The organism is Burkholderia sp. AU32262 (genome assembly GCF_020419985.1).
In the GTDB taxonomy this organism is placed as follows: domain Bacteria; phylum Pseudomonadota; class Gammaproteobacteria; order Burkholderiales; family Burkholderiaceae; genus Burkholderia; species Burkholderia semiarida.
In genome coordinates this window covers 350,355-363,429 of record NZ_JAIZRS010000001.1, presented here as the reverse complement: position 1 = coordinate 363,429, position 13,075 = coordinate 350,355, and the positions used below count along the sequence as shown (strand labels likewise).

Below are 13,075 nucleotides of genomic sequence, written 5' to 3'. Positions count from 1 at the left end.
GCCCGACCATGACCCATCCGATCGCATCCCGCCGCACCTTCCTGAAACTGTCCGCCGCGCTGGCCGGCACCGCGCTGCTGCCCGAAACGGGCGCATTCGCGGCCGGCGGCGACGCCGCGCGCCGCACGGTGATCATCGATACCGATCCGGGGCAGGACGACGCCATCGCGATCCTGTTCGCGCTCGGCGCGCCGGATCGGCTCGACGTGCGCGCGCTGACGGCCGTGGCCGGCAACGTGCCGCTCGATCTGACCGAACGCAATGCGCGGATCGTCCGCGACTGGGCCGGCCGCACGAAGACGCTGCCGGTGTACGCGGGCTGCCCGCGCCCGCTCGTGCGCGACCTCGTGACGGCCGCGAACGTGCATGGCAAGACGGGGCTCGAAGGCGTCGAACTGCACGAGCCGCGCGCGCCGCTCGCGGCCGGTCATGCAGTGTCGTACCTCGTCGATACGCTGAGCCGCGCGGCGCCGAACAGCGTGACGCTGTGCGCGCTCGGCCCGCTGACGAACATCGCGACCGCGCTGGTCGAGGCGCCGCGGATTCGCGCCGCACTGCGCGATATCGTACTGATGGGCGGCGCGTTCTTCGAGCGCGGCAACATCACGCCGGCCGCGGAGTTCAACGTCTACGTCGATCCGCAGGCCGCCGACGTCGTGTTCGGCAGCGGCGTGCCGATCGTCGTGCTGCCGCGCGACGTCGCGGTGAAGGCGCCGATCACGCCGGCGCGCGTCGCGCCGTTCCGCGCGCTCGGCAACGGCTGCGGCGCGATCGTCGCGGACATCATGGAGGCCGAGCTCGCCTACAACAAGAAGCGGCGCGGTGTTGAAGACGCGCCGATGTACGACCCGACGGCCGTCGGCTATCTCGTCGATCCGACGCTGTTCGGCGGCCGCAAGGTGAACGTGGTGGTCGAGACGACCGGGCAATGGACGCTCGGCGAGACGATCGTCGACTGGAACGGCCGCAGCGGCCGTGCCCCGAATGCCACGTGGATCAACGAGGTCGACGCGGACCGCTTCTACGCGACGCTCGTCGATCGAATCGCGAAGCTGCCCTGAACGTGGGTGCCCAAGCGCGGCGAACGGAATCAGATGTGCTTCTCGATCCACTCGCGGCAAGCGCGCACGTGCGGTCCGCGATCGTCGGCGGCGAGCGAGATCAGCGAGATCGCACGCGTGACGCGCGGTTTGTCGACGCGCAGCGCGACGAGTTCGGGATCGTGCAGATGCATCGTGTAGAGGCTCGGCAGCACGGCGGTCGCGAGGCCGTTGCGCGCGAGCGCGTAGAGCGGCTCCGTGTATTCCATCCGGTACGTGACGTTCAGGCGCAGTTTCCCGGCGCCGCCGGTGCGATGCAGCGATTCGCTGACGCTGCCGCGCACGAACACCGCGAGGTCGCGATCGACGAGCTTCGCCCACGTGACGCTTTTCGCGCGGGCGAGCGGATCGTCGTGCCGCACGACGATCACGATTTCGTCCTCGAACAGTTGCTGGTAGCGCAGCGTGCCGTCGTCGCTATCGGGTTCGCGCACGCCGATGCCGAGATCCGCGACGCCGTCGCGCACCGCTTCGACGAGTGCGCTGTTCGGCAAATCGGTGAGCGTGAAGCGCAGCGTCGGCTGCGTGCCGCGCAGGGCGTTGAGCGCGGGCAGCAGGCGGCCCGCGACCGACGGAATGAACGCGATGCGCACGGTCTGGATGCGTTCGCCGATGAGCCGCGTCATGTCGTCGAAGGTGCCGCGCGCCTGGTTGAGCAGGCGTTCGGCGAGCGGCAGCACGGCTTCGCCCGCGGTGGTGAGCGTGAGGCGATGCGCGGTGCGTGCGAACAGGCGGCCGCCGAGCAGGAACTCGATCTGGCGGATCGACGCGGTGAGCGCGGGCTGCGTGAGCGACAGCGCCTGCGCGGCCTGCGTGAAGCTGCGTGCATGGGCGAGCACGACGAAGTGCTGGACCTGCCGCAGCGTGAGCGCGGGGAGCAGCGACGAGCGGTCGGACATCGGGCAATAACGGTCGGGATGCGGTACGCGGCAGTATAAGACCGCGCTGCACGACCCGACACAGGACAATATTCGGAATCACGGGAGAACCACCATGTCAGCGACTGACACGATGCCGGCGCACGCGCCGGCCAACTGGCTCGAGCGGCGCTTCGCGCTCGCCGCGCGGGGCACGAGCGTGCGCACCGAGACGATCGCGGGCGTCACGTCGTTTCTCGCGGCCGCGTACCTGCTCGTCGTGATCCCGTCGCTGCTCGCGACGGGCGGCATGGACCGCGGCGCGGCGACGACCGCGACGATCGTCGTGTTCGTGCTGTTCACCACGCTGATGGGGCTTTACGCGAACCTGCCGTTCCTCGTCGGTCCCGGCATCGGCGGCTCGGTGATCATCGGCGTGACGCTCGCGACGACGGAGCACGTGGGCTGGCAGACGGGCCTCGGCATCGCGTGCGTGTCGGGCGTGCTGTTCTTCCTGCTGACGATCCTCGGCGCGCGCGGCGTCGTGGTGCGCCTGATTCCGGTACAGATCAAGCTCGGGCTCGGTGCGTCGATCGGGCTGTTCGTCACGATGCTCGGGCTGCGCAATGCGGGGATGGTCGTCGCGAACGCGAAGACCAACGCGTTCGCGCTCGGCGACTTCTCGCGGCCGGGCGCGCTCGTTGCGCTGATCGGCCTCGCGGTCGCGATCGTGCTGCAGGCGCGCAAGGTGCCCGGCGCGATCCTGATCGCGATCCTCGTCGCGGCTGCAGCCGGCGTGCCGCTCGGCGTGACGCACCTGCCGGCGTCGTTCGTGTCGCCGCCGCACAGCATCGCGCCGATCGCGTTCAAGCTCGATATCGGCAGCGCGTTGAGCCTGGCCGCCGCACCGTACCTGTTCGCGTTCTTCGCGGCGGAATTCTTCTCGACGCTCGGCACCGCGCTCGCGGTCGGCGCGAAGGCGAACCTGCTCGACGAACAGGGCAACCTGCCGAACATCAACCGGCCGTTCCTCGTCGATTCGCTTGCCGCGACGCTCGGCCCCGTGTTCGGCATTCCGGCGCTGACCGCGCTGATCGAATCGGCGGCGGGTGTCGAAGCCGGCGGCCGCAGCGGGCTGTCGTCGCTGGCCGCGGCCATGCTGTTCGCCGCGATGCTGCTGTTCGTGCCGGTCGCGCTCGCGATCCCCAAGGAGGCCACCGCACCGGCGCTGATCCTGATCGGGCTGTCGATGTTCGCGACGATCCGCCACACGCATTTCGACGACTTCACCGATGCGCTGCCCGTGATGTCGATGGTGCTGCTCACGCTGATGTCGAACAGCTTCGGCACCGGCATTGCCGGCGGGCTGCTGTGCTACGTGCTCGTCAAGCTGCTGGCCGGCCGCTGGCGCGACGTGTCGTGGGGGCTCGTCGTCCTCGCGCTGCCGCTCGGCTATTACTTCTGGACCGTCGTGAAGCCGCACTGAGAGACGGCTTCGCGACGCATCGGCACTACCAAAAAAGAGACTGACATGAAGGGAACACCAGGCAACGTCCCGGCCGCGCGCACGGGCATCGAGATTACGCCCGCCCATCGGGCCTTCTTCCACGCGTTGCCGAAGGTCGAGCTGCATTGCCATCTGCTCGGCGCGGTGCGGCACGACACGTTCGTCGCGCTGGCCGAACGCAGCGGCGCGCCGATCGAGCGCGCGGAGATCGACGCGTTCTACGCGCGCGGCGAGAAGCCGGTGGGCGTGCTGCACGTGCTGCGCGCGCTCGACAAGTATTTGCTCACACGCCCCGACGACCTGCGGCGGATTGCCTACGAGTATCTGGAAGACGCGGCCGCGCACAACGTCAGGCATGCGGAATTCTTCTGGAATCCGACGGGAACGGTGCGCGTGTCGGGTATCGCGTATGCGGACGCGCAGGCCGCGATCGTGACGGCGATTCGCGACGCCGCGGGCGATTTCGGGATCGGCGCGCGCCTGATTCCGAGCATCGATCGCGAGCAGGACCCCGACGAAGCGGTTGCGATCGTCGAGTGGATGAAGGCGAATCGCGCGGACGAAGTCGCGGGGCTCGGCATCGATTATCGCGAGAACGACCGGCCGCCCGAGCTGTTCTGGAAGGCGTACCGCAACGCGCGCGCGGCCGGCTTTCGCACGACCGCGCATGCGGGCGAATTCGGGATGCCGTGGCGCAACGTCGAGACGGCTGTCGATCTATTGCACGTCGATCGCGTCGATCACGGCTATACGATCGTCGACAACCCCGAACTGTGCGCGCGCTACGCGGAACGCGGCATCGTATTCACCGTCGTGCCGACGAATTCGTACTACCTGCGCACACTGCCGCCGGAGCAATGGGCCGAGTTGCATCCGATGCGCAAGATGCCGGGCCTCGGGTTGAAGATCCATCCGAACACCGACGATCCGACGCTGCACAAGGTCAACCCTTCGGAAGCGTGGGAGCTGATGTTCAGCCATTTCGGCTTCACCGTGGCCGAGTTGAAGCAATTCATGCTGAACGGAATCGACGGCGCGTGGGTCGATGACGCGACGAAGGCGGTGTGGCGTGCGGCATGGGCGTCTGAATACGACGCGCTGGCTGCGACGCTCGCGGCGGGCTGAGCGCGTTTTCTGACCAAGCCCGCCCGCATCACGCTCAGCGAAACAACCTCAGCCAGTCGAACAGTCCCGAATGCTGCGGCGCGCGCCGCTTCGGCGCCGGCGCGCTACGCGGCCGGAAGTCGGGCGAGAACTGCACGTGCGGATCGATCGCCTGCGCGCGCAGCGCCGCATCGTAGAACGACCCGACGATCGGCAGCGCGCTGTGCGCGCCCGCGCCCCAGTAGTCGCTGCGCAGCGTCACGCTGCCGTCGTCGAAGCCGACCCACGCGCCGGCCACCAGTTGCGGATGCATCAGGATGAACCAGCCGTCCGTGTTGTCCTGCGTCGTGCCGGTCTTGCCCGCGACGTCGATCCGAATCCCATAGCGCGAGCGGATGTCCGCGCCGGTCCCGTAATCGACGACGCCGCGCATCACGTCGACGAGCGTCTGCGCCGCGGCCACCGGCAATGCGCGCTCGGGCGGCGCGCTACCGAACGCGGCGAGCACCTTGCCGTCGCGATCCTCGATGCGCGTGATCATCTGCGGCGCGACGTACACGCCGCGGTTCGCGATCGTCCCGTACGCGGACACCATTTCCTTCAGCGTGACGGGGCTCGTGCCGAGCGCGAGCGACGGCACCGCGTCGAGCGGGCTGTCGCGCACACCCATCGCGCGGGCGAGCTGCGCGACCTTCGCCGCGCCCTCGTGCTGCATCACCTGCGCGGTGATGCGATTGCGCGACAGCGCCAGCCCGTCGCGCAGCGTCATCGGCTCGCCGGTCGGCGGTTCCGCATCGGTCGGACGCCACACCGTGTGCGCGTCGATCGGGATCGCGACGGGACGGTCGACGAACGTATCGCCCGGCCGCATCCCGTCCGCGAACGCGGCGCCATAGACGAACGGCTTGAACGTCGAGCCCGGCTGACGCCGCGCCTGGATCACGTGATCGAACGGCTCGCTGCCGAAATCGGGGCTGCCGACCCACGCGCGGATCGCGCCGTTGCGCGGATCGATCGCGACGAAGCCGGCCTGTACCTGCGTCTTGCGCTCGCACAGCCTGCGCATGAATGCGCGATTCGCGCCGAGCTGCTTCAGCGCCGGCACATCGGCGAGCCCCGTTTCGCGGGCCTGACGATACTCGGGCGTCTGCCGGATGAAGCCGCGAAACAGGTCGTTGCGCAGCCCGCAGCCGGACGACCCGCGCCATGCGCTGTCGGCGATCGCCTGCAGCCGTTCGGTCTGCCGTGCGAGCGCCTGCGTGGCCATGTCCTGCAGCCGCGCATCGAGCGTCGTGCGCACGACGAGGCCGTCCGAGTAGAGATCGTAGTTGTTGCGGTCGGCCCACGCGATCAGCCACTTGCGCAGTTGCACCGCGAAATGCGGCGCGAGGCCCGGCTGCGCGGACTGCGGTTCGAAGTCGACGCGCAGCGGCCGGCGCTGCAGTCTCGCGAGCTGCGGCGGCGACAGCATGCCCATCTGCGCCATCCGGCCGAGCACGATGTTGCGCCGCTGGACCGCGCGTTCCGGATTCAGCACCGGGTTGTAGTAGCTGTTGCCCTTCAGCATCCCGACGAGCGTCGCGCTTTCCGTGATGTCGAGCTGGTCGGCGGACTTGCCGAAGTAGGTGCGCGCGGCCATTTCGACGCCGTACGCGTTGTACAGGAACGGCACGGTATTCAGGTAGGTTTCGAGAATCTCGTCCTTGCTGTACACCGCTTCGATCTTGAACGCGGTGATCAGCTCCTTCACCTTGCGCGTGAGCGTCGGCGCGCGGCCGATTTCGTCGGGATACAGGTTGCGCGCGAGCTGCTGCGTGATCGTCGAGCCGCCTTGGCGGCTGCCCGAGAACGTATGCAGGCCGGCCGCGAGCGTGCGGCGCCAGTCGATGCCGTGATGCGCATAGAAGCGGTGATCCTCGGTCGCGATCAGCGCGTCGACCATGTGGGGCGAGATCTCCTTGAGCGGCACCCATTCGCGGTTCACGGGCCGGAATTCGGCGATCAACTGGCCGTCGGCCGACAGCACGCGCGCGGGGCGGTCGATGCGCGCCTTGCGGATGTCGCCGATGCTCGGCGTGAACGGAACGAACGCGAGCAGGACCAGCAGGCCGAACACCGGGATCGCGGCGAGCGTCAGCGCCACGCCGCGACGTGTCGGATGGCGCAGGCGATGCAGCGCACCGGCACACAGTGCGCGGACGCGCGTGCGGCACCCGGCGGCAAGCGGCGCGATACGGGCGCGGCAACGGAGCCACGCGTTTCGGAGAAACGACACGAAGCGGTTCAAGGCGGCAGGGGCGCGAATGGAAGACGCGCGATCCTAGCAAACGGAACCTGCGCGCCGGCAGCCGAAACGGCCGTTTGCTTGCAGGATTTACAGACGATTACGTTTGTTGCCCGCCGACAACCTTTTGCCATGCGCGGGCCGCGATTCCACCGACGAAACCACGTCCGCGAGCCGCTGCGCGGCCGCTTCCATCTGCGCGCGGCCGAACCCGCCGAAGCCGAGCACGAGCCCCGGGCGCGCCGTGCCGGGCGCGAACATCGGCGACACCGCACGCACCGCGACACCGGCCTGGGCGGCGCGCGCGACCACGTCGAGATCGTCGATGCCTTGCGCGAGCCACAGCACGACGTGCATCCCCTGGTCGCCCGGCTGTACCCACGCGCGTTCGCGCGGCAGCCGCGCGCCGAGCGTGTCGATCAGCAGCGCGCGCTGTTCCGCATAGACGCCGCGCACGCGGCGGATGTGGCGGTCGAGATGACCTTCGGCGATGAACGCGGCGAGCACGTGCTGATCGGCGGTCGGCGCATGACGATCCATCAGCACGCGCGCGCCGCAGAACGCGGGCACGAGAGCGTCGGGCGCGATCACGTAGCCGAGCCGCAGCGACGGAAACAGGATCTTGCTGAAGGTGCCGAGATAGACCACGCGATCGGGCGCGAGGCCCTGCAGCGACGGGAACGGATAGCCTTCGTAGCGCAACTCGCTGTCGTAGTCGTCCTCGACGACCCATGCGCGGTGCGTGCGCGCCCACGCGAGCAGCGCATTGCGGCGCGCCATGCTCAGCGGCATGCCGAGCGGGTACTGGTGCGACGGCGTGACGAACGCGGCGCGCGCATCGGCCGCGAGACGAACGCCGGCGTCGACGTCGAGGCCGTCGGCGTCGACCGGCACGCGCACCATCGCATCGCGCCGCCCGGTGCTTTCGAGCAGCGCGGTGATGCCGCGGTAGGCCGGATTCTCGACCCACGCGCGGTCGTGTTCGCCGAGCAGCACCTGGCTCGCGAGATGCAGCCCCTGCTGCGTGCCGCTCGTGATCACGACCTGGCCGGCGTCGCAGCGCACCGAGCGCGAGCGGCGCACGTAATCGGCGATCGCCTCGCGTAGCGGCAGCGCGCCTTGCGGATCGGCATAGCCGGACGGCGCGCCGGCGCCGCGGGCGCGCAGGCGATTGCCGAGCCGGCGCCAGATGTCGTCGGGCGCGGTGAGGCCGAGCGGCACCGAGATCGCGAACGGCATGGCCGGCAGCGGGCTGAATTCGCGGGCGAGCCGCGCGAAGGTGGCGGCCGGTTCGGGCAGGCCGTCGCGCATCGGGTCCGGGCCTGGCGCCGGCGATTCCGGGCCGTTGCCGGGCGGCGGTTCCGCGAGCGCGTGCGCGACCCGCGTGCCCGCTCCGCCGCGCGATTCGAGAAAGCCTTCGGCGATGAGCTGGGCATAGGCGTCGACGACGGTGCCGCGCGCCACCTGCAGCGACGCCGCCAGCAACCGCGTGGAGGGCAGCATATCGCCCGGCCGGACGTCGCCGCGGCGCACCGCGTCGCGCAGCGCCTGCGCGAGCTGACGGCTCAGGTCGCCGGCCGCGCGGTCGAGCGCGCCGAGCGACGGGATTTCGACGATCCGGGCCGTTCTTGCCATGATTCTGGTCTGCTGAAATTGTTTCAAACCGGCTCTACAGCATAAACCAGTTTCGGCTCACAATCGACGCATGACGGGCCTGCGCCCGCACCCTTTCCCACCCTGTACGACCGTGGAGTCGACATGTACATCCCCGCCGATTACAACGAACCCAACCCCGACGCGATGCGCGAGCTGATCGTGCAGCATCCGTTCGGCAGCCTGATCACGCACGGCGAGCGCGGGCTCGACGCGAACCACATTCCGTTCGAGCTGATGCTGGACGACGGCGGACTCGGCGAACTGCACGCGCATGTCGCGCGCGCGAATCCGGTCTGGCAGGACGTCGCGGACGGCGACGAGGTGCTCGTGATCTTCCGCGCCGGCGACGCGTACATCTCGCCGAACTGGTATCCGAGCAAGCACGTCGCGCACCGGCAGGTGCCGACGTGGAACTACCGGGTCGTGCATGCGCATGGCCGCATCACGGTGCGCGACGACGAGAAGTTCGTGCGTGGCGTGGTCGCGCGGCTGACGCGCACGCACGAAGCGTCGCAGCCGGTGCCGTGGAAGATGGGCGACGCGCCGCAGGACTATATCGATACGATGCTGCAATCGATCGTCGGGCTGCAGATCGAGATCACGCGGCTCGTGGGCAAGCGCAAGCTCGGGCAGAACAAGGCCGAGGCCGATATCCGCGGCGCCGGCGAAGCGCTGGTTGCGGACGGCCATCTCGCGATCGGGGAGGCGATGCTGGCGGAGGCGGACGCGAAGCGCACTTGAGCACACGAGGACCGCGGCGCGCGGGCGAGCCGCGGGCCCGCGCGCCGCGCTGATCACTGCGTGCGCGTCGAATCCTTCGTCCCTGCCTTTGCCTGCGCGAGCGCTTCCCGAATCGCGGCCTCCGTCTTGTCGTACCCGCCTTCGCCATAACGCGTATAGACGATCTTGCCGTTCGCATCGATCAGGTACAGCGCGGGCCAGTACTGGTTGCCGTACGCGCGCCACGTGTCGTAGCGGTTGTCCTGCGCGACCGGATACCGGATGTCGAAGCGCTTGATCGCATCGGCGACGTTCTTCGCGTCGCGCTCGAACGGATATTCCGGCGTATGCACGCCGACCACGACGAGCCCCTGGTCGCGATACTTTCGATACCAGTCGTTCACGTACGGGATCGTATGAATGCAGTTGATGCACGAGTACGTCCAGAAATCGACGAGCACGACCTTGCCGCGCAACTGCTCGAGCGTCAGCGGCGCGCTGTTGTGCCAGCGCTCGATGCCGGTGAAACCGGGCGCCGCCATGCCCGCCAGCGACGTCTGCATGCCCGTGTCGTCCCGGGTGCCGGCGAACGCGGCGAGCCCGGCCGTGGCGGCGAGAGCGATGACGAGGGCGGCGGTCTTGAGTCGGGGCAGCATGGCGTTCTCCTGAACTTTGAGGGCCGCGGCGCGATGTCGGCGTCCGGGCGGGTTTCGACAGGCCCCATTAGGCGGCGCCGACGTATCTGCGATGTGTCCGGCCGGCCGCGCGTGTGCAATGTTGTGTGTCGTCGCGGCGACGCGATACATTGCGATACAAACGCGTGCCCGCCGTGCGGTATAAAAGCGGACATCGCCCGCCCGAACCCCGATACCGACACCGACTCATGGACAAGATCGACCACGTGCTGATCGTCGACGACGATCGCGCGATCCGCGAACTGATCGCGGACTACCTGGAGAAGAACGGCATGCGCGTGTCGCTGGCCGCGAACGGCCGCGAGATGCGCCACGTGCTCGACGACGGCGCGCCCGACCTGATCGTGCTCGACCTGATGCTGCCCGGCGAGGACGGCCTGACGCTGTGCCGCGACCTGCGCGCGGGCAAGTTCCGCACGGTGCCGGTGCTGATGCTGACCGCCCGAGGCGAGGAAACCGACCGCATCATCGGCCTCGAGATGGGCGCCGACGACTACCTGGCCAAGCCGTTCGCGGTGCGCGAGCTGCTCGCGCGGATCCGTTCGGTGCTGCGCCGCGCGCGCATGCTGCCGCCCGGCATGCAGGTGACGGAAACGGCCGCGATACTCGCGTTCGGCGAATGGCAGCTCGACACGACCGGGCGCCACCTGCTCGACGCCGAAGGCACGCTGGTCGCGCTGAGCGGCGCCGAATACCGGCTGCTGCGCGTGTTCCTCGACAACCCGCAGCGCGTCCTGACGCGCGATCAATTGCTCAACCTCACGCAAGGGCGGCAGTCCGACCCGTTCGACCGCTCGATCGACCTGCTCGTGAGCCGGCTGCGCCAGCGCCTGCGCGACGGCGCGCGCGAACCGCGCTACATCAAGACACTGCGCAACGAGGGCTATGTGTTCTCGTCGGCCGTGACCGCCATCGACGGTACGCCATGAGCGCGCGCACGCCGTGGCACTGGCCGCGTTCGCTGTTCGCGCGGCTCGCGCTGATCCTGTTCGTGGGGCTCGCGCTCGCGCAGACGCTGTCGTTCTGGCTCACCATGACCGAGCGCGACCAGGCGACCACGAACCTGATGATGGGCTACATCGAGCGCGAGGTCGCGAGCTCGGTCGCGCTGCTCGACCATCTGCCGCCGGCAGAGCGGGCCGCGTGGCTGCCGCGTCTCGCGCGGCGCAGCTATGCGTTCATCCTCGGGCCCGGCCAAACCGGCACGCCGCCGGAAGCGCGGCTGTCGGCGCGCGTCGAGCGCTCGATCTCGGACGGCATCGGCGGCGACTACCCGCTGACCGCGAACTCGATTCCCGGCGACCGCGAACATCTGCAGGTGCATCTGCGGCTGACCGACGGGTCACCGCTGACGATCGACATTCATCCGATGTCGACGGTGCCGCTGTCGGGCTGGCTGCCGGCCGTGCTCGTGGTGCAGCTCGCGGTGCTGGCCGCGTGCTGCTGGCTCGCGGTGCGGCTCGCGACGCGGCCGCTCAAGCAGCTCGCGCAGGCCGCCGACGCGCTCGGCCCCGACCTGAAGGGCGAGCGGCTGAACGAAGACGGGCCGTCGGAAGTCGCGCGCGCCGCGCGGGCCTTCAACGCGATGCAGGACCGCATCGCGCAGTACATGGCCGAGCGCATGCAGATCCTCGCGTCGATCTCGCACGATCTGCAGACGCCGATCACGCGAATGCGGCTGCGCGTCGACGTGATGGACGACGACACGCAGGGCGCGAAGCTGCGCCAGGATCTGCTCGAGATGGAGCATCTGGTGAAGGAGGGCGTCGCGTACGCGCGGACGCTGCACGGCACCGAGGAGGCCGCGCGCCGCATCGATCTCGATGCGCTGCTCGACAGCATCGTGTACGACTACACGGATGCGGGGCAGGACGTCGCGCTGCACACCCATGCGCCGCTCGCGCTCGTCACGCGGCCGAAGGCGCTGCGCCGCATCGTCGGCAACCTCGTGGACAACGCGCTGAAGTTCGCGGGCGCGGCCGAGATCGACGTGCAGGCGGCGCCGGACGGCGGCGCGGTGATCGCGGTGCTCGACCGCGGCCCCGGCATTCCGGACGATCAGCTCGACGCGGTGTTCGAGCCGTTCCGGCGCGTGGAGACGTCGCGCAATCGCGATACGGGCGGCACGGGGCTCGGCCTCGCGATCGCGCGGCAACTGGCGCTTGCGATGGGCGGCACGCTCACGCTGAACAACCGGCCCGACGGCGGCGGCCTCGAAGCGAGGCTGACGCTGAGGAACGCGGGGTGACGCGGCGCGGCGTGCGAGCGTCGCGGTGTCAGGCGTGTGCCGAAGCGTGCGATGCGTGCGACGTCACACGCGTCTCGGCTGCGCGTCGACGAGCGGCGCGAGTGCGTCAGCAGCGGCCGGTGCGCAGCGCGATGCTCCAGTCGTCGCGCCCGCGCGAGGCCGCGATGGCCGCGGCCGTGTGCCAGTCGTATTCGACCGCATGGAATTCGACGTTCCAGCCGGCGGCCGTGCGCGACACCATCGCGTAGCGCGCATGCGGCGAACCCGTCTCGATCCGGTGCGGATGCGGCAGGTCGTCCGTGTACGCCTGCAGCCCGACGCTGCCGGGATTGACGATCAGCCGGCCGTCGTCGAGCTTCGCGGTGCGCGGCACGTGCGTGTGGCCGCACAGGATCAGTGAGGCCGTTTCGTTGGCCGCACGCTGCGCGACCTCGTCGGGCGTGGCCGCGCGGCAGCCGTCGGGCGTGACCGTTTCGAGGAAATAGACGAGGTCGCTGGCCGGCGTGCCGTGCACCATCAGCACGTCGCCGTCGAGCATCAGGCGTTCGGGCAGCGCGGCGATCCACGTGCGGTGGTCGGCGCGCAGCGTGTCGTGCGCCCACCGATCCGACAGCCGCATCGCGTCGCGATCCTCGGTGAGCAACTGCCGTTCGTGATTGCCCTTGACGGTCGGCAGGTCGAGCGCGATCAGGCGGTCGGCCGTTTCGGCCGGATGGAGCGCGCCCGACACGATGTCGCCGAGATTGACGATCACGTCGGCGCCGCGGCGCCGGACGTCGTCGAGCACCGCGTCGAGCGCGGCGAGGTTGCCGTGGATATCGGACAGCGCGGCGATTTTCATGGCGGAGCGTCGATGAGGGGAACGGCGATTGTCGCCAATTCGGCGCGAGCCGTCCAATCGCGT

The 13,075-nt window shown here is 69.4% G+C and carries 11 protein-coding genes; 6 read left to right on the top strand and 5 right to left on the bottom strand.

Features of this window, described 5'->3' with window-relative positions:
• The first annotated feature begins 8 nt into the window (after positions 1-8).
• A complete protein-coding gene (locus tag LGN10_RS01490; protein ID WP_226221365.1) occupies positions 9-1,061 on the top strand; it encodes a nucleoside hydrolase in 1,053 nt (350 codons plus the stop codon).
• A 29-nt stretch (positions 1,062-1,090) separates the two neighbouring features.
• Here LGN10_RS01490 and LGN10_RS01485 read toward each other — a convergent pair whose 3' ends face one another.
• Positions 1,091-1,999, bottom strand: a complete 909-nt coding sequence (locus LGN10_RS01485) for a LysR family transcriptional regulator (protein WP_226221364.1) — start codon at positions 1,997-1,999, stop codon at positions 1,091-1,093.
• A gap of 94 nt (positions 2,000-2,093) precedes the next feature.
• Between LGN10_RS01485 and LGN10_RS01480 the strand changes: the two genes are divergently transcribed.
• Together LGN10_RS01480 and add are read left to right on the top strand one after the other, a co-directional pair.
• The gene (locus tag LGN10_RS01480; RefSeq protein WP_226221361.1) at positions 2,094-3,443 is read left to right on the top strand and encodes an NCS2 family permease; all 1,350 of its coding nucleotides are present in this window, start codon (positions 2,094-2,096) and stop codon (positions 3,441-3,443) included.
• A 45-nt stretch (positions 3,444-3,488) separates the two neighbouring features.
• Positions 3,489-4,589: an adenosine deaminase gene (gene add, locus LGN10_RS01475; protein WP_226221359.1), complete on the top strand. Its 1,101-nt coding sequence runs from the start codon at positions 3,489-3,491 to the stop codon at positions 4,587-4,589.
• Positions 4,590-4,623: 34 nt separating this feature from the next.
• Here add and LGN10_RS01470 read toward each other — a convergent pair whose 3' ends face one another.
• Together LGN10_RS01470 and LGN10_RS01465 are read right to left on the bottom strand one after the other, a co-directional pair.
• On the bottom strand, positions 4,624-6,855 hold the full coding sequence (locus LGN10_RS01470; protein ID WP_226221357.1) for a penicillin-binding protein 1A: 2,232 nt from the start codon (positions 6,853-6,855) through the stop codon (positions 4,624-4,626).
• Between the two features lie 87 nt (positions 6,856-6,942).
• A complete protein-coding gene (locus LGN10_RS01465) occupies positions 6,943-8,487 on the bottom strand; it encodes a PLP-dependent aminotransferase family protein (RefSeq protein WP_226221355.1) in 1,545 nt (514 codons plus the stop codon).
• Positions 8,488-8,610: 123 nt separating this feature from the next.
• Here LGN10_RS01465 and LGN10_RS01460 point away from each other — a divergent pair, with 123 nt between their 5' ends.
• On the top strand, positions 8,611-9,249 hold the full coding sequence (locus LGN10_RS01460) for an FMN-binding negative transcriptional regulator (RefSeq protein ID WP_226221353.1): 639 nt from the start codon (positions 8,611-8,613) through the stop codon (positions 9,247-9,249).
• 53 nt (positions 9,250-9,302) lie between these two features.
• On the opposite strand, the gene LGN10_RS01455 is transcribed toward LGN10_RS01460, so the two are convergent.
• Positions 9,303-9,884, bottom strand: a complete 582-nt coding sequence (locus tag LGN10_RS01455) for a thioredoxin family protein (RefSeq protein ID WP_226221351.1) — start codon at positions 9,882-9,884, stop codon at positions 9,303-9,305.
• Between the two features lie 227 nt (positions 9,885-10,111).
• On the opposite strand from LGN10_RS01455, the gene LGN10_RS01450 reads away from it, so the two are divergent.
• The gene (locus LGN10_RS01450) at positions 10,112-10,852 is read left to right on the top strand and encodes a response regulator (protein WP_059575507.1); all 741 of its coding nucleotides are present in this window, start codon (positions 10,112-10,114) and stop codon (positions 10,850-10,852) included.
• A complete protein-coding gene (locus LGN10_RS01445; protein WP_226221349.1) occupies positions 10,849-12,171 on the top strand; it encodes an ATP-binding protein in 1,323 nt (440 codons plus the stop codon). Before LGN10_RS01450 ends, LGN10_RS01445 begins: the two co-directional genes overlap by 4 nt.
• Before the next feature lie 106 nt (positions 12,172-12,277).
• On the opposite strand, the gene LGN10_RS01440 is transcribed toward LGN10_RS01445, so the two are convergent.
• Positions 12,278-13,012: a metallophosphoesterase family protein gene (locus tag LGN10_RS01440; RefSeq protein ID WP_226221347.1), complete on the bottom strand. Its 735-nt coding sequence runs from the start codon at positions 13,010-13,012 to the stop codon at positions 12,278-12,280.
• Positions 13,013-13,075 lie beyond the last annotated feature (63 nt).